Origin of the sequence: Mycobacterium sp. (genome assembly GCF_035603715.1) — a bacterium.
Taxonomy (GTDB): domain Bacteria; phylum Actinomycetota; class Actinomycetes; order Mycobacteriales; family Mycobacteriaceae; genus Mycobacterium.
The window spans coordinates 1-18,800 of the sequence record NZ_DATNJW010000099.1 but is presented as its reverse complement, the minus strand read 5'-3'; the positions used below and the strand labels follow the sequence as shown (position 1 = coordinate 18,800).

Sequence of the window (18,800 nt, the reverse complement as noted above, 5' to 3'; positions counted from 1 at the left end):
ACGACAACGCCGGCGCCGGAGAGCAATTCGTAGAGCGGTGTGCGTCGAAGCGCCGCTGCGGTCAACACCTGTGAAAGATCGGCCGGCAGCCAGGCTTCGGTGATCATCAACGGTTCGCGGGTTCTGCGTTCGCGTCGCACGCGCAGAATGTGCAACATCTCCGCGGCGCCGCCGAGCGCGTCGCCGATTGCTGCCGGCGGCATCCGGCTGTCGTGTTCAACCACGTCGACCGACGTCTGGAATTGCGTCTGCCGGAGATTGTCCATGTAGGAGCCGGACAGCGGCGTCTCATCGGACCGATCGAGTTGCCGGACGAAAGATCCGACGCCCTGCCGGCGCTCGATGTAGCCCTGCTCGGCCAGATCGGCCAGCGCTCGTCGCACGGTGATCCGGGACACCCCGAACTGATCGCACAGAGACTGCTCAGTCGGCAGCGCGTCACCGGGAGCGATAGCGCCGCGGGCAATCTCGTCGTGCAGCACCAGGAAGAGCTGACGATGCAACGGCACCCCGGCACCGGCAGTCACCCCGCCGCTGGTCTCCTGCATGAGCATCAATGCTGTCACACCGCCTCTTGCCGTCGAAGTCAGAAGTTGTTATAACTATATAACAACTAGACAACCCGGCAACCCCTTCGAATACAGGACCAACGATGACCGTGACCGCCGTTCACCAGCACCCCGCCACCGACCCGGACGGGCCGACCGGACGACTGGCCACTTGGGTCGCCGGCCTGACCCTTGACGACATTCCCCAGAGCGTCGTCGAACGCGCCAAACACCTGCTCCTCGACGGTTTGGGCTGCGGCCTGATCGGCGCGCAATTGCCCTGGTCGCGGGTGGCCACCAACGCCGTCCTCGAGCTCGAGAACAGCGGCGACACCGTGGTCATCGGCACCGGGAAATCCACCAGCGGACCGGCCGCGGCTGTGCTCAACGGGACCTTCATTCAGGGCTTCGAGCTCGACGACTTTCACCCCATCGCGCCGGTACACAGTTGTTCGCTGGTCATTCCCGCGCTGCTGTCGACAGTGACCGCGCAGTCGCGAGCCACCACCGGCGCGGACCTTCTCCTTGCCGCGATCATCGGCTTCGAAGTCGGCCCGCGCGTCGGCTACACGTTGCACGGCGCGCAGATGCTCGACCGTGGCTGGCACTCCGGCCCGGTATTCGGCACCCACTCGGCGGCGATGGCTTCGGGCAAACTGCGCGAGTTGTCGCCGGCCCAGTTGGAGGATGCCCTGGGCTTGGCCGGCACGCAGTCGGCGGGTTTGATGGCCGCGCAGTACGAAGCGATGAGCAAGCGCATGCACCACGGCTTCGCCGCCCGCAACGGTTTCTACGCCGCTGGGCTCGCGGCAGCCAACTACACCGGCATCAAACGCGTCTTCGAGCGTGAATACGGCGGATTCCTCAGTGTTTTCGGTGAAGGCCACGAACCCGACGCGTCGTTGCTGACCGACGAATTGGGTGAACGATGGGAAACCTCCATCATCATGGTCAAGTCCTATGCGGTGATGGGCGGCCTGCACGGGGCTGTCGACGCAGCTCGTCAACTACGGGAATCTTTTGTCGCCGAGGACATCTCGAAGATCGACATCACGGTGGGTGAGACCGTGTACAAGCACGGGTGGTGGTCGCCGGAGCGGCCACTGACCGCTATCGGCGCTCAGATGAACATCGGTTACGCGACGGCGGCCGCGCTGCTCGACGGTAATGCCCTGCCCGAGCAGTTCACCCCGGCACGGCTGGACGCCGACGACATCTGGTCGTTGATCGGCGTCACCGATGTGCATTTGGACTCCTCGCTCGCCGCCGCCCCGCTCACCGAGCGGTTCCGCACTGACCTCGCCGTGACCACCCGTGACGGCGACGTACATAAGGTCCGGGTCGTCGCGCCGCACGGTGCGCCATGGGACCCGGTCACCAACGACGAGCTGGTCACCAAATTCCATGCTTTGGCCGATCGCGTCACCAGCCGCGATCGCGCCACCGCGATCGAACGCGCGTTAGTCGGTCTGGAGAACCTCGACGACGTCGGCGACCTGATCGATCTACTGGCCCCGCCGGTCGCCGGCGCACTCGACTGAAAGGACAACACATGGCCACCACATCTGCGCGACAGAACTTACGCGCCTTGCTTGATCGCCACGAACTCATCATCGCACCAGGCGTTTTCGATGGAATAACGGCTCATCTGGCCCGTCGCACGAACCAGGCGGCGGCGTACATGACCGGCGCCGGTGTTGCGGCATCCGGATTCGGGCTGCCCGACATCGGGCTGGTCACCGCCACCGAGATGGCCGAGCGCGCGCGGATGCTGGTCGGTGTGCTCGGTGACGTCCCGCTGATCGCCGACGCCGACACCGGCTACGGCACCGCGATGAACGTGGTGCGCACCGTCCGGCTCTACGAGCAGGCCGGCGTCGCGGCAATCCAATTGGAGGACCAGGTATTCCCCAAGCGCTGCGGGCACTTGGAGGACAAGCGCGTCGTCGATGCCGCGGAGTTCGAGCAGACGTTGGCCGCCGCACTCGGCGCCCGCAGCGACGACAACCTGCTCGTCGTCGCGCGGACCGACGCGCGAGCTCCGCTCGGCTTGGAGGCCGCGATCGAGCGGGCGAATCGATACGCCCAAGCCGGCGCGGACGTGATTTTCGTCGAGGCACCGCAGAGCATCGAGGAGATCGAACGCATTGCCCATGAGGTCGACGCGCCGCTGCTGATCAATCTGGTGCTGGGCGGCATGACGCCGCTGGAATCGGCGACCCGGCTGCAGGAGCTGGGCTACGCCGTCGCCATCCACCCCAGCAACCCACTCGCCCGCGCGGTCCTCGGCATGCTCGAAGGCCTGTGTGAACTCAACGGCGGCAACCTCGCCGACCATCTGCCGAGTAAGCCCGCCGAATTTTTCAACCTGGTCGGGATGGCGGAATGGCTTGACCTCGATGCCAAATACGCACGCTTGGAGGAAGTCCGATGAGCATGACCATCATCGAGAAGATCTTCGCCCGCAAGGCCGGGCTGGACCGGGTATCACCGGGCGAGACCGTCGTCGTGGACGTCGATATGACGGTGCTGATCGATCTGCAGTTCGCGACGATGTGGCTACAGCCACTTCGCATCCATGATCCCGACAAGCTGGCGATCGTGATGGATCATGCGGTGCCCGCGCCGACCATCAAAGACGCGGCCGGCGGACCGCTCGCCCGCAAGTTCGCCGCCGAGTTCGGTATCGAGCGTTTCTACGACGTCGGTCGCCACGGCATCTGTCATCAGGTCATCGCCGAGAACGGGCTGGCCCGGCCCGGAGAAGTATTGGCCTGCACTGACTCTCACACCTGCGCAGCCGGCGCCTACAATACCGCCGCCCGTGGACTCGGCCCAGCCGAGGTGTTTTCGATCATGTGCACCGGCAGCACCTGGTTCCAGGTGGCGCCGACCATCCGCTATCAGCTCGAGGGCGTCAAACCCGATACGGTCAGCGGCAAGGACATCTTCTTGCACATTGCCGACGAGTACGGCGACGCGGCCAACCTCAACCTGGAGTTCGGCGGACCGGGGCTGACCAGCATCCCCATGCACGATCGACGTACGATCGCCACCCAGGGCGCCGAGATATCCGCTGACTTCAGCACGTTCGAACCCGACGAGGTACTCACGGCGTATCTCAACGACCGCGGCATCACCGGATACTACGCCGCCGCAGCGGATTCCGATGCGGTGTACCAGCAAGTGCGACCGGTGGATCTGGCCGCGCTCGAACCCTACGTGGCCCGCCCGGGCACCGTCAGCCGCAACGGCCTGCCCGTCTCGCGAATAGAACGTCAGAAAATCGACCAGGCCTTCATTGGGTCGTGCGCCAACGGCCAATTGGAAGATTTGGAGATCGCCGCGAAGATATTGCGCGGCAACACCGTTGCGACCGGCGTGCGACTGCTCGTCACGCCGGCATCCCAAGCGGTGTACCGCGAAGCGATGCGGCTGGGCTACCTGCAGGACATCGCCGATGCGGGTGCGGTGATCACGAACTCCACCTGCGGCGCGTGCTTCGGCTACCACATGGGGGTGGTCGGACCGGGCGAAGTGTGTTTGACGTCGAGTACCCGCAACTTCACCGGCCGAATGGGCAGCCCGGACGCCGAGATCTACATGGCCTCGCCGGCGACCGTTGCCGCATCGGCGCTTACCGGTTACATCACCGACGCAAGGAGCGTGACCGCATGACACTGGCCATCACCGGAAAGGTCTGGGTATTCGGCAACGACCTGAACACCGACGCCATGTACCCGGCCTTCGCCATGAAGATGGATCCCCCCGAGGCAGCCAAACACGTCTTCTACGAGGTGCGGCCCGGCTGGACCGACGAGGTATCGCCGGGAGACATCGTGTTGGCCGGCAAGAACTTCGGGCTCGGATCGTCGCGCCCGGTCGCCGCGCTGTTCACCGAACTCGGCGTCGCCGGACTGGTCGCCGAAGAGTTCAATTCGCTGTTCTTCCGTAACGCCGTCAACGCCGGGCTGCCCGCGATGACGCTGCCGGAGGCAACCACGATCTTCACTGAAGGCGACACCGGGACGTTCGATCTGGATTCCGGCGCATGGCGCAACGACACGACGGGAGCGTCGGGATCGGTGCCCAAGCTGCCCGACCTGATCCTCGACATCATCTCCAGTGGCGGCGTGCTGCCGAGGCTGGCGGAGCAGGGTTACCTGCCCGCCGAACTCGGCGACCTGCTCAGATCCAGCACCGTCGCGATTCGCGGCGCGGGCAGCGGCGCATGATCGGTAAGCTGCTGCGCCGCTTCCCGGTCGCCGGTGAACGCCGAAGCCCGTTGGCCGGTCCGGGGTTTGCTGCGCGCCATGACATCACCGTCACCAGCACGACGTTTCGCGATGGCGGCGCGATGCCGACATCGACGGCCGGCAAGGGCGTTGGTGACGACACCTCACCCCAGCTGAGCTGGACCGGGGTTCCGGCGCAAGCCCGGCAACTGGTGCTGGTCATGGACGACGTCGACGTTCCGCTCCCGCGCCCGCTGCTGCACACCGTCGCGGTGATCGACCCCATGGTGCAGAACGTCGACGCCGGAAAGCTTCAGCCCGCGACGGCCGGACTGCGTTTCATTCCAGGCACTTTAGGGCATCGTGGCTATGCGGGCCCGCGCCCGATTCCCGGCCACGGGCCGCATCGCTACCGCTTCCTGGTGTTCGCCCTTGACCGGCCGATCCCAGACGAGGTCAGCACGGCCAAAGCGCTGCTCAAGCAGATGGCCGGACACGTGCTGGCCCGCGGCATGCTGACCGGCACCTACGAACGCTCATGAGCGGGTTGACACCGCTGTAAGCGCCGCGCCTCGCTGAGTACGCTGGGCAGATGCCACAACGGGTGTTGCGTGAACGCCTGATTGATCTAGAAGTGCCGGGCGAGGATGTCGCGCGCGGTCGGGCGCTGCGAAAGACCGTCCCACGGCGCGCTCTCGCACAGCTGACTCCCTCTCCGCGAACGGCCACCGAGATTCTCGTCGCTCAAAACGCCAGCCGACTACCCGAACTCGTCCCGCTGCGCTTTGCCCGGATGCTGGCCGACCCGTTCTCGTTCTACCGAGGTTCGGCGGCGGTGATGGCTGCCGACCTCGCCGCAAGCCCGTCGACGGGGATCGAAGTCATGTGCTGCGGTGACGCTCACGTGTCGAATTTCGGCATGTACGCCGCTCCGCATCGCTCAATAGTCTTCGACCTGAACGATTTTGACGAGGCCGCAGTCGCACCCGCGGAGTGGGACGTCAAACGCCTCATCACCAGCGCGATCATCGGGGGCCGCCATGCCGGGTACGCCGCCAAGGTCATCCGCCGTTGCGTCGAAGAGGCATTGGTGGGCTACCAAGCCAGTCTGCAGGCGATGCTCGAGGAGATGAGCGTTCTGGACCGCTACTACCTGCGGGTGGAACCAGAGCACTACACCGGGAAGGTGTCCAAGGGATCGCAGGCTCTGATTCAGAAGACGATATCCCGGGCGCGCACGCGAACCTCGGCGCGTGTCTTCAAACAGATCACCGAGATCGGGCCCGACGGAACACCGCGCCTGCGCGAATCACCGCCGATTCTCCAGCACGTCGACGAGGAGATCGAAGCCCCCCTGGTCGAGTCGGTTGAAGAGTATCTGGCCGCGGTCCCAGCTGACATCGCGCTGCTGTTGTCACACTTTCGCGTAACCGACGTCGCCCTGCGGGTAGTTGGCGTCGGCAGCGTTGGTACCCGGTGTTACTTGGTCATCATGGTCGGCCCCAACGACACACCGATGATCATGCAGATCAAAGAGGCCACTCGATCAGTGCTCGAAGAGTACGGCGGTTGGCGCCAGCCGGACACGTTGACCGCGGCCGTTGAGGCCAAGGGCCAAGGCGTACGCGTCATCGACGGCCAACGAATTCTGCAAGCGATGTCGGATGTGTTCCTCGGGACGACACGCAAAGACGGCCGCGACTACTACGTCCGTCAGTTCCACGACATGAAGGGCACCGTCGAAACGGAAGGCATGTCCCCTTCTACATTTCGTGATTACGTCACTGCATGCGCGGTTCTGCTGGCGCGGGCGCACTCGCAAAGCGCGAATGCTTCGATACTGCGCGGATACGTCGGCAATAGTGACAACGTGCACGGTGCGGTCGCCGCGTGGTCGTACGAATACGCCGACAAGTCGCTCGACGACTTCCACCAACTGCGCGCTGCGGCCGCGGCTGGTGACATCGAAGTCGCCGACGATCCTGTCCGATAGCGGCCTCTAGTCCTCCGGCACGTCGCGCTCGATCGCATCGAGCCACGCTTGGGCCGACATGTCCGAGGGGGCGCGCCAGTCCCCCCTCGGCGACAGCGACCCCCCGTGGGACACCTTGGGCCCGTTGGGCAGCGCCGACCGTTTGAACTGGCTGAACGAGTAGAAACGCTGCACGAAGATCTGCAGCCAGTGCCGGATCTCCTTGAGCGAGTAGGACGGCCGCTTGCTTTCCGGATATCCCGGCGGCCAGTTGCCTTGATCGGCATCGTTCCACGCATGCCATGCCAAGAAGGCGACCTTCGACGGCCGGAAGCCGTAGCGGAGGATCTGGAACAGCGAGAAATCTTGCAGCGCAAAGGGACCGACCTTCGCTTCGCTGCTCTGCAACTCCTCTTCTTCGCCGGTGGGCACGAGTTCGGGGGTGATCTCGGTGTCCAGCACCGACTGCAACACCGCGTCCACATCCGGCGGGAACTGGTTCGAGGAGATGACCCAGCGGATCAAGTGCTGAATCAGCGTCTTGGGCACACCTGCGTTGACGTTGTAGTGCGACATCTGATCGCCGACACCGTAAGTGGACCAGCCCAGTCCGAGCTCGGAGAGATCACCGGTGCCCAAAACGATGCCGCCGCGCTGATTAGCCAGGCGGAACAGGTAATCCGTGCGCAGCCCGGCCTGGACGTTCTCGAACGTGACGTCGTAGACCTTCTCGCCACGCGAGAACGGATGGTCCATCTCCGCGAGCATCAGCTTCGCAGTCTCGGTGATGTCGATTTCGGCAAAGGTGACACCGAGCGCGCGGCAGAGCTCGACTGCATTGCGTTTGGTGCGCTCTCCAGTGGCGAAGCCGGGCAAGGTGAACGCCAAAATGTCGCTGCGCGGCCGGTCTTCTCGGTCCATCGCGCGCGCAGCGACGATCAATGCGTGCGTTGAGTCGAGCCCGCCGGAAATCCCGATCACGACTTTCGGGAAGTGCAACGCGCGCAGCCGCTGCTCGAGCCCGGCGACCTGAATGCTGTAGGCCTCGTAACAGTCCTGCTGCAACCGATTCGGATCGGCGGGCACGAACGGGAACCGCTCGACCTCGCGGTGCAGGCCGATATCACCGGCCGGTGGGTCCACCCGAAACTCGATCCGCCGGAACGACTCCGCGACAGCCCGGTGGTGGCGCCGGTTGTCGTCAAACGTGCCCATCCGCAACCGCTCTGCGCGAAGCAGCTCGAGGTCGATGTCGGCGATGCTGCGGCGCTCGCCCTTGGGGAAGCGCTCCGACTGGGCAAGCATGACGCCGTTCTCCCAGATCATGGTCTGGCCGTCCCAGGCCAGGTCGGTCGTCGACTCGCCTTCTCCGGCAGCGGCATACACGTAGGCGGCCAGGCAGCGCAGCGACGCCGAACGGGCCAGTAGCGAGCGGTCGTCGGCGCGGCCGATCGTGATCGGGCTGCCGGACAGGTTGGCCAGCACTGTCGCGCCCGCCAGTGCCGCTTCAGCGCTGGGTGGGACCGGCACGAACATGTCCTCGCAGATCTCGACGTGCAGGACGAAGCCGGGCAGATCGGACGCCGCGAACAACAGATCCGCGCCAAACGGTGCTGCCAGGCCGGCGATCCGGATGGTCCCGCGCTCATCGTCGCCGGGTGCGACCTGGCGACGCTCGTAGAACTCGCGGTAGGTCGGTAGGTACGACTTGGGTGCGACACCGAGCACGACGCCGCGGTGGATCACCACGGCGGTGTTGTAGATGCGATGTCGGTAACGCAGTGGAGCGCCGACTACCAGCACGGGCAACAGATCGGCAGAAGCGGAGACGATATCGACCAGGGCGTGTTCGACGGCGTCCAGCAGCACGTCCTGCAGCAGGATGTCCTCGATGGAGTAGCCGGACAACGTCAACTCGGGGAAAACCGCCAGCGCGACACCGTCGTCGTGGCATTGCCTGGCCAACCGCAGAACCGAGTCGGCGTTGGCCGCGGGGTCGCCGATCGACGCGTGGTGTGTACACGCGGCGACGCGGGCGAAGCCCTGGCTGTAGGCGTTGTAGAAGTCCATTGCCTCTCTATTGTCGCCCAGCCGGCGCCAAAACCGGTGGATCGGGTGCCTCAGCTACAAGAGCGCTTGTGGCGTGACGAGGAATTTCTCCCCGGTGGCACGCTTGACGTAGGCGTTGAACGCGTCGGGCCTGAGCATTCCGGCGAGCGACACTTCCCGGGTATAGGCACTGGCGAAGGTCGTGGTGAGCTCCGCCGCCACCCTGTTTCGGAGCCGTCCGATGGTCTCGGCGCCGGCGTTCTGCAGGAAGTAGGTGAGCAGCCACCCGCCGATACCCCACGCCATGCCGAAGTTTCTGACCAAGGTCGTCGGGCTCGTGTCGAGCCCGCCATAGATATACACCTGCTTGTGCACGGTCGATCCGTACCGCGAGTACTCCGCAGCGGTCGAGCTCGCCGCCTTCTCCATGCCGTTGAGGATCTGACTGGCCAGCGTCCCACCGCCGGTGGCGTCGAACGCAATGGTTGCCGACGTCGCTGCGAGGGCCTCGGTGAGATCCGTCTCGAACGAGGGGGACGCCGAATTGCAGACGTGCACTGCGCCGAGCGAACGCAGTAACTCCTCTTGGTCGGGCTTGCGCACGATGTTGACCAGCGGTACGTCATCCTTCGCGCAGAGCTTGACCAGCATCTGGCCGAGGTTCGACGCCGCAGCCGTGTGCACCAGCGCTGAATGACCCTCGTGGCGCATGGTTTCCAGCATCCCGAGCGCGGTCAGGGGATTGACGAAGGACGACGCCCCGTCCTCGGCGGTGGCGCCGTCGGGCAAGACGAGGCATGCGGAAGCATCAACCGCTCGGTACTGCGCGTACATCGCACCGCCGGCGATCCCGACCACTTTCCCCAGGAGTGCCTGCGCCGCTGGCGACGACCCCGCGGCCACGACGGTGCCGGCACCCTCATTGCCCACGGGAAGTGATTGGTCGACGCGAGCAGACAGCGCGTCCAACACCTTCGCTCCCAGCGGTGCAGTGACGATGGGCCGCTCCGGTGTTCCCGCCACGGTCGCCGTCGCCATGTCCGCGCCCGGGATGAGGACCCCCAGATCCGACGGGTTGATTGGCGAGGCCTCGACGCGCACCAACACCTCGTTGGGAGCGGGCGTCGGGACCGGAACGTCGCGCAGGGAGAGCTCCAGCGTGCCCTGCGATGTCACCAACGAGCGCAATTCCAGTGCTTGATCGGGCAAATCTGTCATGGGGCCGCCTCGTTCCTGTTGTGGGATGCTCTCGACGGTAGGAACCCGCAAAGCTGTCACAGATCTTCCCGCTTGGTCTTTGAGTGCATCTGCCCGGCCCGCCTGCGCTGAATCCGTACCCTCGAATGGGTGACGGCAGGGCATGCGGAATCTCCGGAGTTGATCGCCTTGCTGGCCGGTCGCCGGGTCGCCGTGCTGACCGGAGCGGGGATGTCCACCGACTCCGGCATACCGGACTACCGCGGGCCCGATTCGCCGCCGAGCAATCCCATGACGATTCGCCAGTTCACCTCCGACCCGGTGTTCCGGCAGCGGTACTGGGCGCGCAACCACGTCGGCTGGCGCCACATGAACGACACCCAGCCCAATGCCGGGCATCGCGCGGTGGCCGCACTCGAGCGCCACGGCGTGGTCAACGGCGTCATCACTCAGAACGTCGATTTGCTGCACACCAAAGCCGGCAGCCGCGACGTGATCAACCTGCACGGCACCTACGCGCAGGTGATCTGCCTGAGTTGTGGGCATTCCATGAGCCGCGCTGCGCTGGCTAAGGAACTGGACGTGCTGAATCCCGGTTTTACCGAACGAGTCGAGGCTGTCGGCGGCTTGGCGGTGGCTCCAGACGCGGACGCCGTCGTCGAGGACACCGCGGCGTTTCGCTACCTTGACTGCGCATCGTGCGGTGGCATGCTCAAACCCGATATCGTGTATTTCGGTGAGAGCGTGCCTAAAGATGTTGTTCGACAGGCTTTTTCACGTGTCGAGGATGCCGACGCACTGTTGGTCGCCGGTTCGTCGCTGACGGTGTTCTCCGGCTACCGGTTCGTGCGTCATGCTGCGGCGCGGGGTATCCCGGTCGCCATCGTCAACCGCGGACCCACCCGCGGCGACGACCTGGCCACCGTCAAAGTCGATGGCGGCTGCTCGGAATTGCTGACGCTGCTATCCGAGGAGCTCGCGGCGGCGTCAGTTCGCTGACGCTAGCTTGCGTTGCGATCCACCGTCACCGCCACCTTGCCTACTACGCCGTGGCCCGCCTTCAGCGACTCCAGCCCCGCACTGATGGCTTCGACGGTGCTGTCGATGGTCTGGCTGATGTGCGGGACCACAAGCCCCTGCGCCGCCCACTGCATCGCCAGATGCATCCCGCGCCGGAGCAACGCGCGCGCGTCGCTGTCGAGCGTGGCGGGTTCCGAAAAATAGCGCAGCAGATTGACGTTGACATGTTTCGCGTCGCGCTCGGCAAGGATGGCATCGACGGGGCTGTCCGTTTCGACCAGGCGTGTCGTCTTGCCGGGGCCGACGCCGAGCACGATCCAGCTGCCGCCTCGCCGGACCGATTTCGCGCTCTCGATAAAGCCTTGCTCGCTGTAAGTGGCGTCGTAGACGAGGTCAACGCCCTCGCCACCGGTCAGCGTGGCGATCTCCGCGGCGATGTCGTCGCGCTTGTAATTGAAAACGTGGTGGGCGCCGCTCTGCCGGGCCAGGGCGATTGATTGCGGCGTGCTGCCGCTGCTGATGACGAGTCCGGCCCCTAGGGCTCGCGCCGCCATCTGCACCGCAAGATGCCCGACGCCTCCCCCGCCGCCGGGGATGTAGACCGTGTTACCGGGCTGCAGCAGCGGGTACAGACCCGCGAAAGCCGACAGGAAGGCCATCGGAAGCGCCGCCGCATCGCGGAAGCTCAGCGATGGCGCCTTGCGAGCGGTAAGGAATTGCGGTGCAAGGGCGTAGCTGTCCTCGGTTCCGCTCTCGCCGGCGATCCAGCCGCCGTCACCGTTCAGATCGGCCATCGCCGCCACTGCGTCACCGACGGCTAGGCCACTGACTGCGCTGCCCACGGCGACCACCACACCAGCGAGGTCAAGTCCGAGGGCGACGGGCGGCGTACGCCCCATGAAGTTCAGGTCGGCCAACTTGTACTCCAGTGGGTTGAGCGACGAGGCGGCCACGCGGATCAGCACGTGATCGGCGCCCGGCCGCGCGACGGGAACACGCACCGCTTCCAGCGGTAGCCCGGCTCGGTCTCGTGTGTACCCGACACCGAGGAACGTCTCCGGAATCTTCTGAGCCTGGTTCACTGCACTGACGTTTCTGCTCATGACTCGGTGAGCGCCGTGGGCACGGGCGCATCCAAGATGGCTAGCAGCGCCGCAAGCTTGCGATCCAATTCGATTCCCACCGCGGTGATTTCCGGTGTGTCAAAGCTGGCGAACCGGGTGCTGGGTTGGTCCACGGTGAACCACGTGACGCCGTGCTCGTCTTCCACTATGGCGGTACGCAAGGGCGCATACAGCAGGATCGCCGGGTTGTAGCGGTACATCTTTTCCGCGATGGTGTGGTTGCCCATCAGGTACTCGACACAACGGCCGCGGTCTCCGGCCAAACTCATCAGCGACGTGAAGTCGTGGGACCAATAAAGAATGAAGTCATGTGGCGCGTTCTCAGCGGTGGCCTCTAGAACGGTCTGCCAGTCGACGCCCCGCTCGACGAAAGAGTCGAACCGTGCGCGCTGGAACACCGGCACCGCTTGCTCGTAGCGATGCCTGAACCCATCGAACGAGTCGTCGATACGAATTGCCAACCGGTCGACCTGGTGCGAGGTCGTCTCAACCGATCCGTCAACTAATTGAGTCATGGCGTCTCTCGTTTCTTGTCGTTCGCGAAAGTCATGCGGCCCTGATGCCCAATTCGGCTAGCCTGTCGCGGTTTTCCTCAAGCCACTCACGTTCGTGACCGGGCTCGGGAATGAACAATCCGGCGTCGATCACGTTTGTCGGATCGATCTCGGTCACCGAGATCCATAGCTCGGCTTCCGGCTGGCCCGAGTTCCGTGTCCAGATCTGCGCGAGCTCACGCAGCATTGCTCGCCGTGTTTCGAGATCACGTCCGTGGCGGTTGATGGCGAGAATCAACGACTGCGTCGCGGGCTTACCGGCCGAGAAGCAGTCGCCTTCCGGCAACTCGTGGAACAGAACCTTGACCCAAGACGCCGGTGCGCCGGTGACGTTGCAGTACAAGCTGGTCATCTCGTCGGCGATGTTGGCCTTTGCGGACGCGGTCAGCAGCCCTTTCGGGCTGTAGCACTGGTAGACGGGCATCTCGACTCCTTACTATGTCGGTCGTCATACTTACTGATAACAGCGACGCTACAACTGTGCTTCTGTACTGTCAACAAATATGTATGATGGACGACATGCCAAAGAGGACCGATAGCAAGGAGCGCATGGTCGCCGCGGCGCGCCGGCTGTTTCGCGAACACGGCTATCTCGGCACGGCGTTGTCGGACGTGATCACCAAGAGCGCCGCCCCGCGCGGGTCGATCTACTTCCACTTCCCCGGCGGCAAGGAGGAACTCGGCACCGAGGTCACCCTCCTGCACGCCGCCGACCGCATCGCGCACATCAACCGCGCGGCGGCCGCCGCCACCACCGCGGCGCAACTGATCGAGGTCTTCATGGGCCGCGAACGCGACGACCTGGTGGCCAGCGGCTACCGCGAGGGATGCGCGGTGGCTCCCATCGTCATCGAGTCGACGCCCGCTTCCGATCAGCTCAGCGACGCAACCCGACGCGCCTTCCAGGATCTGATCACGACGCTGGCCGCGCGCTTCGCCGAAATGGGCCTCTCACAAGAGAGGGCGGTAGAGCTGGCCACCAATGTGTGGACCAGTACGGAAGGTGCGCTCATTGTCAGCCGCGCGCTACGCAGCCCCGAGCCATTCGACGCCGCCATCGCCCTGCTGACCGCAACCGCCAACGACCGCTAGCGGCTCAAAACGTGCAGGGCATGCTACGGATGCCGTGAATGAAGTTGCCGGCCACGAACACGGGTTCGCCGGCATGGATGTCCGGCAGCTGATGCAGCAACTCACCGAAGATTGCCCGCAGCTGCGCCCTGGCCAGGTTCGCGCCCAGGCAGAAGTGCACGCCGCCGCCGCCGAAGCCGACATGGGGATTGGGGTTGCGACTCAGGTCAAGGCGCTCAGGATGCTCGAACACGTCGGTGTCGTAGTTGCCCGAGGAGTAGAACATCACGACCTTCTCCCCGGCGCGGATGGCCTGGCCGCCGATCTCGACATCCTTTGCGGCCGTGCGGCGGAACGTCATCACCGGGCTGGCCCAGCGGATGAACTCTTCGACCGCTGTGCCGATGCGATTGTCGAAATCCTCCAGCAGCCAGGCCCGTTGGTCGGGATAGTCGGTGAGGGCCTTCAGCGCGTGACTGGTGGTCTGGCGGGTGGTGTCGTTTCCGGCCACGGTGAGCAAGACGAAGAACGCGGCGACGTCAGCGTCGGCCAGCTTGTCACCGTCCACTTCGGCGGTCACCAGGCTGGTGAACAAGTCGTCGCCGGGGTGCTCGCGGCGCTCCGCAGCTAGGGCGCCGGCCACCTGGTGCACGTAGGTCTGCGCCTCGAACAACACCTCCAGCGGGTGGCGGCCGTTCAGGTACTCCGGGTCGCCCGACGAGACCATGGCATCCGCCGCGTGCGCCAGCTTCTGGCGCTCGGACTCGGGGATGCCGACCATGTCCGAGAGCGTGCGAATCGGCAGCTCTTTGGCGCAGAGGTCGACGAAATCGGCACCGCTGCCGGCGGCTTTGAGTTCTTCGACGATGGTCTTGGCGTTCGCCTTGATCGAGTCTTCAATGCGCCGGACCTGGCGCGGGGTGAATGCGGCGCTGACGAGTTTGCGCAGGAACGTGTGCCGCGGCGGGTCCATGGCAAGGAAGGACTGCGACGCTTCGAGGAGCTCCTCCGGGAAGTTCTCGAACATGACGCCCTTGCCGGACAGGAACGACTCGTTGTCGCGGCTGATCGCGACGATGTCGTCGCGGCGGGTCACCGCCCAGTAGCCGGGGTCACTGGGGTCGGGAAGCATGGCGTCTTCGACCGGCGGATGCCAGCTGACCGGCCGAGCGGCCCGCAGCTCGGCGAACGACTCTTCCCGCTCCTGCGCGCTGGTCGACCAGAAGGCGCGGGATGACAGGTCGATGGGGTCGTAGGCGCGGGGGGTGGCGGCCGTCGCTGTCATGCGGAATCCTCCATCGGCTATGACGCCGGTCACAAGTTCAGGACACCGATGACTCTAGGACTAGACAGAGTGTCTAGTCAAGGTGTCATACTGCTGGCATGCCGTCAGTCACCCGTAAGCCGCAAGCCAAGCGGCAAGAGCGACGTGAGCAGATCGAGCGTCGGTTACTCGACGCCACCGAGCGCCTGATGCGCGACGGCGCGAGCTTCACCGAGCTCAGCGTGGACCGGCTGTCCACCGAAGCCGCGATGTCGCGGGCCAGTTTCTACATCTACTTCGAGGACAAAGGCCACCTGCTGCGCCGGCTGGCCGGCCAAGTCTTCGCCGATCTCGCCGAAAGCGCCGAACGCTGGTGGGGTGTGGCGTGGCGACACGATCCCGATGACGTGCGCGCCGGGATGGCCGCCATCATCGCCAGCTACCGACGACATCAACCCGTGCTGGTAGCGCTGAACGAGATGGCCGCCTACGACTCGTTGGTCGGTGCGACCTACCGCAATCTGTTGACAGCTATCACCGGGCGATTGGCCCGTGTCATCGAGGACGGCCAGGCCGATGGCTCAATCCGTCGCGAGCTGCCGGCACCGACCACGGCAAGTGCACTCACCTGGATGGTCGAGCGAACCTGCCAACAGAACCTGCCGAGTAACCCACCCGAATACGATGCTGAGCTCGCCACGACCTTGACCCAAATCGTCTGGGGTGCTTTGTATTTGAAGCCGACGGCAACCTAGACGGCCACCAGATCGTCGGCGTGCACGGCGGGACGACGCAGCTCGGCGGGTAACTCCGAGGTTGACCGGCCGATCATGGTGGCCAGCTCGGCGGCGTCGTAGGCGACGACCCCGCGAGCCACCAGGGCCTCGTCCGGTCCGGTCAAGTCGACAACGTCGCCGCCGTGAAATCGACCGGACAGCGCGGTGATTCCCGCTGGTAACAGTGAACGGCGTTGGCCCAGAACGGCACTCACCGCACCCTGGTCGAGGGTGAGCGCACCGGCGGATTCAGCGGCGTAGCGCACCCAGAACCGGCGCGCCGACATGCGGTTGGGCCGCGCGGCGAACACGGTGCCCACCGAAGCATCCGCCAGTGCCGCTTCGGCGTTGGCGGCGGCGGCCAGCAGCACGGGCACGCCGGCATCGGCGGCCAGCAGCGCCGCCGACACCTTGGACGCCATCCCGCCGGTGCCCAGGTGGCTGCTCTGCCCCGCGATCACGCCTTCCAGGTCGGCCGGCCCGGAAACCTCTGGGATGAAGTGTGTTTGGTCGGACTTGCGCGGGTCGGAGTCGTAGAGACCGTCGATATCGCTGAGCAGTACCAGCGCGTCGGCGCCGACCAGGTGCGCCACCAGTGCCGAAAGCCGGTCGTTGTCGCCGAACCGGATTTCGTTGGTGGCCACGGTGTCGTTCTCGTTGACGATCGCCACCGCGTGCAGAGCGCGCAACCGGTCCAGCGTGCGCTGGGCGTTGGTGTGCTGCACCCGCATCGAAATGTCGTGCGCGGTCAGCAGGACCTGACCGACGCTGCGCTGATAGCGGGCGAATGCGCTACTCCACGCGTTGACCAGCGCCACCTGTCCGACACTTGCCGCGGCCTGCTTGGTGGCCAAGTCGGCGGGACGCTTGGTCAGTCCCAGCGGCTCGATGCCGGCGGCGATAGCCCCCGACGACACGATGATGACGTCGGAGCCCGCTTTCATGCGGGCCTCGATGGCGTCGACCAGTCCGGCGAGCCGGCCGGTGTCGAACATGCCGGTCGGAGTCGTCAGCGCGGTGGTCCCGACCTTGACGACGACGCTGCGTGCCGTCCGAACAGCCTCGCGCGCAGCGCTAGTCATGCGAGTCGCCGGTGGTGCGGCGTTGCCGTCGGGCCGCCTTACGCTCGTCGGCGCCGACTCGGTCGGTATTTTCCAGGCGCGTGTCCGTGCCGCGTCGCGACATCACGGTGTCGATGCCGGACGGCGTCTGCGGCTCCCAGTCGAACGTGACATCGCCGATGGTGACCGCGCAGCCTGGCCGTGCGCCGAGCCGCACCAGCTCTTCTTCGACACCCAGCCGGGCCAGCCGGTCACCGAGATATCCGACCGCTTCGTCGTTCTCGAAGCTGGTCTGGGCGACCCAGCGTTCGGGCCGCCGGCCGCGGACCACAAACCCGCCGTGCCCATCCGATTCCACCGTGAAGCCGGACTCGTCGACGGGCACTGGGCGAATCACCGGCCGTCGCGGCACCAGCACCGGTTGCGCAGCCTGGTATTCGGCGACCATGTCGGCAAGCCCGAATATCAATGGCTGCAGTCCTTCTCGGGCAACCGTGGAAACAACGAACACCGGCCAGCCGCGCTCGGCGATTTCGTCACGGACGAACTCGGCCATCTCACGGGCCTCCGGTACATCAATCTTGTTGAGCACCACCGCGCGCGGGCGCTCGACGAGGTCGACCAGGATCGAATCCCCTTGCAGCGTAGGCGTGTAGGCGGCCAGCTCGGCTTCCAGCGCGTCGATGTCGGAGATCGGGTCGCGGCCCGGTTCCGCGGTGGCGCAGTCGACAACGTGCACCAGCACCGCACACCGCTCGATGTGGCGCAGGAAGTCCAAACCCAGGCCGCGGCCTTGTGACGCGCCGGGGATCAGGCCCGGCACGTCGGCGACGGTGAACGTCCGCTCCCCCGCCGACACCACCCCGAGGTTGGGAGCCAGCGTGGTGAACGGGTAGTCGGCGATCTTCGGCTTGGCCGCCGAGATCGCCGACACCAGTGAGGATTTGCCCGCCGATGGGAATCCGATCAAGCCGATATCGGCGACGGTTTTGAGTTCGAGGGTGAGGTCGCGGGCCTCGCCCTTCTCGCCGAGCAGGGCGAATCCGGGTGCCTTGCGGGCCCGCGATGCGAGCGCGGCATTGCCCAGCCCGCCGCGACCTCCGGCGGCGGCTTCGAATCGCGTACCCGCACCGACAAGGTCGGCGAGCATGCGGCCGTCTTCGTCGAGCACCACCGTGCCGTCGGGAACCTTGATCTCCAGATCGGGGCCTGCGGCGCCGGCGCGGTTACCGCCCATCCCCTGCTTGCCCGACGCGGCGTCGACATGCGGATGGAAGTGAAAGTCGAGCAGGGTGTGCACCTGCGGGTCGACGACCAGCACGATGCTGCCGCCGCGGCCACCGTTGCCGCCGTCGGGTCCACCGAGGGGCTTGAATTTCTCGCGATGGACCGAGGCGCAACCATTTCCGCCGGAGCCTGCCCGCGTATGGATGACGACTCGGTCGACAAACCGGGGAGGCATCGGAATTCCTCTTACTCTTCGAGGGTGAGGCTAGTGCGGCCTCACGCTCGCGACGCTCAGTCGGTCGACGACGCGGCCGAGACGATGTTGACCGTCTTGCGTCCGCGCTTGACACCGAACTCGACGGCACCGGCCGCCTTGGCGAACAACGTGTCGTCGCCGCCACGGCCGACGTTGACGCCGGGGTGGAAGTGCGTGCCGCGCTGGCGGACGATGATCTCGCCGGCCTTGACGACCTGGCCGCCGAACCGCTTGACGCCCAGTCGCTGCGAGTTTGAATCGCGGCCGTTACGTGAGCTGGAAGCGCCCTTCTTGTGTGCCATGTTTTGTCGCCTCCGCTACTTGATGCCGGTGACCTTCAGGACCGTCAGCTGCTGACGGTGACCCTGACGCTTGTGATAGCCGGTCTTGTTCTTGAACTTGTGGATACGGATCTTGGGGCCTTTGGTGTGCTCGAGCACCTCACC

Annotated in this window: 20 protein-coding genes; 9 read left to right on the top strand and 11 right to left on the bottom strand. The window is 65.4% G+C overall.

The window, feature by feature from the left end; translation table 11 throughout:
- A partial coding sequence (locus VN856_RS04350) for a GntR family transcriptional regulator (protein WP_414686864.1) occupies positions 1 to 548 on the bottom strand: 548 nt, incomplete at its 3' end.
- Positions 549 to 652: 104 nt separating this feature from the next.
- Between VN856_RS04350 and VN856_RS04345 the strand changes: the two genes are divergently transcribed.
- The 6 genes from VN856_RS04345 to VN856_RS04320 are packed head-to-tail and all read left to right on the top strand — an operon-like array spanning position 653 to position 6,776.
- Positions 653 to 2,089, top strand: a complete 1,437-nt coding sequence (locus VN856_RS04345) for an MmgE/PrpD family protein (RefSeq protein WP_414686863.1) — start codon at positions 653 to 655, stop codon at positions 2,087 to 2,089.
- 11 nt (positions 2,090 to 2,100) lie between these two features.
- Positions 2,101 to 2,982 carry an isocitrate lyase/PEP mutase family protein gene (locus tag VN856_RS04340; protein WP_325686500.1) on the top strand — a complete coding sequence of 294 codons (882 nt, stop codon included), beginning with the start codon at positions 2,101 to 2,103 and terminating at the stop codon, positions 2,980 to 2,982.
- Positions 2,979 to 4,226, top strand: a complete 1,248-nt coding sequence (locus tag VN856_RS04335; protein WP_325686498.1) for an aconitase/3-isopropylmalate dehydratase large subunit family protein — start codon at positions 2,979 to 2,981, stop codon at positions 4,224 to 4,226. Before VN856_RS04340 ends, VN856_RS04335 begins: the two co-directional genes overlap by 4 nt.
- Positions 4,227 to 4,234: 8 nt before the next feature.
- Positions 4,235 to 4,783 carry a 3-isopropylmalate dehydratase gene (locus VN856_RS04330; RefSeq protein ID WP_325686504.1) on the top strand — a complete coding sequence of 183 codons (549 nt, stop codon included), beginning with the start codon at positions 4,235 to 4,237 and terminating at the stop codon, positions 4,781 to 4,783.
- Positions 4,780 to 5,325 (top strand): YbhB/YbcL family Raf kinase inhibitor-like protein, encoded by a 546-nt coding sequence (locus VN856_RS04325; protein WP_325686496.1) that lies wholly within the window; start codon positions 4,780 to 4,782, stop codon positions 5,323 to 5,325. Before VN856_RS04330 ends, VN856_RS04325 begins: the two co-directional genes overlap by 4 nt.
- A gap of 50 nt (positions 5,326 to 5,375) precedes the next feature.
- Positions 5,376 to 6,776 carry a DUF2252 domain-containing protein gene (locus tag VN856_RS04320; protein ID WP_325686494.1) on the top strand — a complete coding sequence of 467 codons (1,401 nt, stop codon included), beginning with the start codon at positions 5,376 to 5,378 and terminating at the stop codon, positions 6,774 to 6,776.
- A 6-nt stretch (positions 6,777 to 6,782) separates the two neighbouring features.
- On the opposite strand, the gene VN856_RS04315 is transcribed toward VN856_RS04320, so the two are convergent.
- On the bottom strand, positions 6,783 to 8,825 hold the full coding sequence (locus VN856_RS04315) for an NAD(+) synthase (RefSeq protein WP_325686492.1): 2,043 nt from the start codon (positions 8,823 to 8,825) through the stop codon (positions 6,783 to 6,785).
- 54 nt (positions 8,826 to 8,879) lie between these two features.
- On the bottom strand, positions 8,880 to 10,022 hold the full coding sequence (locus VN856_RS04310; RefSeq protein WP_325686490.1) for a zinc-binding dehydrogenase: 1,143 nt from the start codon (positions 10,020 to 10,022) through the stop codon (positions 8,880 to 8,882).
- A 129-nt stretch (positions 10,023 to 10,151) separates the two neighbouring features.
- Between VN856_RS04310 and VN856_RS04305 the strand changes: the two genes are divergently transcribed.
- Entirely contained in the window at positions 10,152 to 11,000 is an 849-nt protein-coding gene (locus VN856_RS04305; RefSeq protein ID WP_325686488.1) for an NAD-dependent protein deacetylase, read from the top strand.
- A gap of 2 nt (positions 11,001 to 11,002) precedes the next feature.
- Here VN856_RS04305 and VN856_RS04300 read toward each other — a convergent pair whose 3' ends face one another.
- The 3 genes from VN856_RS04300 to VN856_RS04290 all read right to left on the bottom strand — a co-directional run bounded on the left by VN856_RS04300 (position 11,003) and on the right by VN856_RS04290 (position 13,123).
- Entirely contained in the window at positions 11,003 to 11,986 is a 984-nt protein-coding gene (locus VN856_RS04300) for a zinc-binding alcohol dehydrogenase family protein (protein WP_325686486.1), read from the bottom strand.
- A 134-nt stretch (positions 11,987 to 12,120) separates the two neighbouring features.
- Positions 12,121 to 12,660, bottom strand: coding sequence for a hypothetical protein (locus tag VN856_RS04295; protein ID WP_325686484.1), 540 nt, complete (start codon positions 12,658 to 12,660; stop codon positions 12,121 to 12,123).
- A gap of 31 nt (positions 12,661 to 12,691) precedes the next feature.
- Positions 12,692 to 13,123, bottom strand: a complete 432-nt coding sequence (locus VN856_RS04290; protein WP_325686482.1) for a tautomerase family protein — start codon at positions 13,121 to 13,123, stop codon at positions 12,692 to 12,694.
- A 125-nt stretch (positions 13,124 to 13,248) separates the two neighbouring features.
- Here VN856_RS04290 and VN856_RS04285 point away from each other — a divergent pair, with 125 nt between their 5' ends.
- On the top strand, positions 13,249 to 13,791 hold the full coding sequence (locus VN856_RS04285) for a helix-turn-helix domain-containing protein (RefSeq protein WP_325686480.1): 543 nt from the start codon (positions 13,249 to 13,251) through the stop codon (positions 13,789 to 13,791).
- A 4-nt stretch (positions 13,792 to 13,795) separates the two neighbouring features.
- On the opposite strand, the gene VN856_RS04280 is transcribed toward VN856_RS04285, so the two are convergent.
- Positions 13,796 to 15,055 (bottom strand): cytochrome P450, encoded by a 1,260-nt coding sequence (locus VN856_RS04280; RefSeq protein WP_325686478.1) that lies wholly within the window; start codon positions 15,053 to 15,055, stop codon positions 13,796 to 13,798.
- A 98-nt stretch (positions 15,056 to 15,153) separates the two neighbouring features.
- Here VN856_RS04280 and VN856_RS04275 point away from each other — a divergent pair, with 98 nt between their 5' ends.
- A complete protein-coding gene (locus VN856_RS04275) occupies positions 15,154 to 15,789 on the top strand; it encodes a TetR/AcrR family transcriptional regulator (RefSeq protein WP_325686477.1) in 636 nt (211 codons plus the stop codon).
- On the opposite strand, the gene proB is transcribed toward VN856_RS04275, so the two are convergent.
- From proB to VN856_RS04255, 4 genes are all read right to left on the bottom strand, one after another.
- Complete coding sequence (proB, locus tag VN856_RS04270; protein ID WP_325686475.1) at positions 15,786 to 16,892, bottom strand: glutamate 5-kinase; 1,107 nt, start codon at positions 16,890 to 16,892, stop codon at positions 15,786 to 15,788. The genes VN856_RS04275 and proB overlap by 4 nt on opposite strands.
- Positions 16,885 to 18,333 (bottom strand): GTPase ObgE, encoded by a 1,449-nt coding sequence (gene obgE, locus VN856_RS04265; RefSeq protein WP_325686473.1) that lies wholly within the window; start codon positions 18,331 to 18,333, stop codon positions 16,885 to 16,887. Before obgE ends, proB begins: the two co-directional genes overlap by 8 nt.
- 56 nt (positions 18,334 to 18,389) lie before the next feature.
- A complete protein-coding gene (gene rpmA / locus VN856_RS04260; protein WP_325686471.1) occupies positions 18,390 to 18,656 on the bottom strand; it encodes a 50S ribosomal protein L27 in 267 nt (88 codons plus the stop codon).
- Between the two features lie 15 nt (positions 18,657 to 18,671).
- Positions 18,672 to 18,800 (bottom strand): bL21 family ribosomal protein (locus tag VN856_RS04255; RefSeq protein WP_325686502.1); only part of this gene is annotated, 129 nt, incomplete at its 5' end.

Excerpts from the sequence above, each read along its gene's own strand:
- VN856_RS04335 (WP_325686498.1), top strand. The coding sequence starts at position 2,979 with ATGAGCATGACCATCATCGAGAAGATCTTCGCCCGCAAGGCCGGGCTG.
- obgE (WP_325686473.1), bottom strand. The coding sequence starts at position 18,333 with ATGCCTCCCCGGTTTGTCGACCGAGTCGTCATCCATACGCGGGCAGGC.
- VN856_RS04295 (WP_325686484.1), bottom strand. The coding sequence starts at position 12,660 with ATGACTCAATTAGTTGACGGATCGGTTGAGACGACCTCGCACCAGGTC.
- proB (WP_325686475.1), bottom strand. The coding sequence starts at position 16,892 with ATGACTAGCGCTGCGCGCGAGGCTGTTCGGACGGCACGCAGCGTCGTC.
- rpmA (WP_325686471.1), bottom strand. The coding sequence starts at position 18,656 with ATGGCACACAAGAAGGGCGCTTCCAGCTCACGTAACGGCCGCGATTCA.
- VN856_RS04310 (WP_325686490.1), bottom strand. The coding sequence starts at position 10,022 with ATGACAGATTTGCCCGATCAAGCACTGGAATTGCGCTCGTTGGTGACA.
- VN856_RS04340 (WP_325686500.1), top strand. The coding sequence starts at position 2,101 with ATGGCCACCACATCTGCGCGACAGAACTTACGCGCCTTGCTTGATCGC.
- VN856_RS04285 (WP_325686480.1), top strand. The coding sequence starts at position 13,249 with ATGGTCGCCGCGGCGCGCCGGCTGTTTCGCGAACACGGCTATCTCGGC.
- VN856_RS04290 (WP_325686482.1), bottom strand. The coding sequence starts at position 13,123 with ATGCCCGTCTACCAGTGCTACAGCCCGAAAGGGCTGCTGACCGCGTCC.
- VN856_RS04275 (WP_325686477.1), top strand. The coding sequence starts at position 15,154 with ATGCCGTCAGTCACCCGTAAGCCGCAAGCCAAGCGGCAAGAGCGACGT.
- VN856_RS04280 (WP_325686478.1), bottom strand. The coding sequence starts at position 15,055 with ATGACAGCGACGGCCGCCACCCCCCGCGCCTACGACCCCATCGACCTG.
- VN856_RS04315 (WP_325686492.1), bottom strand. The coding sequence starts at position 8,825 with ATGGACTTCTACAACGCCTACAGCCAGGGCTTCGCCCGCGTCGCCGCG.
- VN856_RS04325 (WP_325686496.1), top strand. The coding sequence starts at position 4,780 with ATGATCGGTAAGCTGCTGCGCCGCTTCCCGGTCGCCGGTGAACGCCGA.
- VN856_RS04345 (WP_414686863.1), top strand. The coding sequence starts at position 653 with ATGACCGTGACCGCCGTTCACCAGCACCCCGCCACCGACCCGGACGGG.
- VN856_RS04320 (WP_325686494.1), top strand. The coding sequence starts at position 5,376 with ATGCCACAACGGGTGTTGCGTGAACGCCTGATTGATCTAGAAGTGCCG.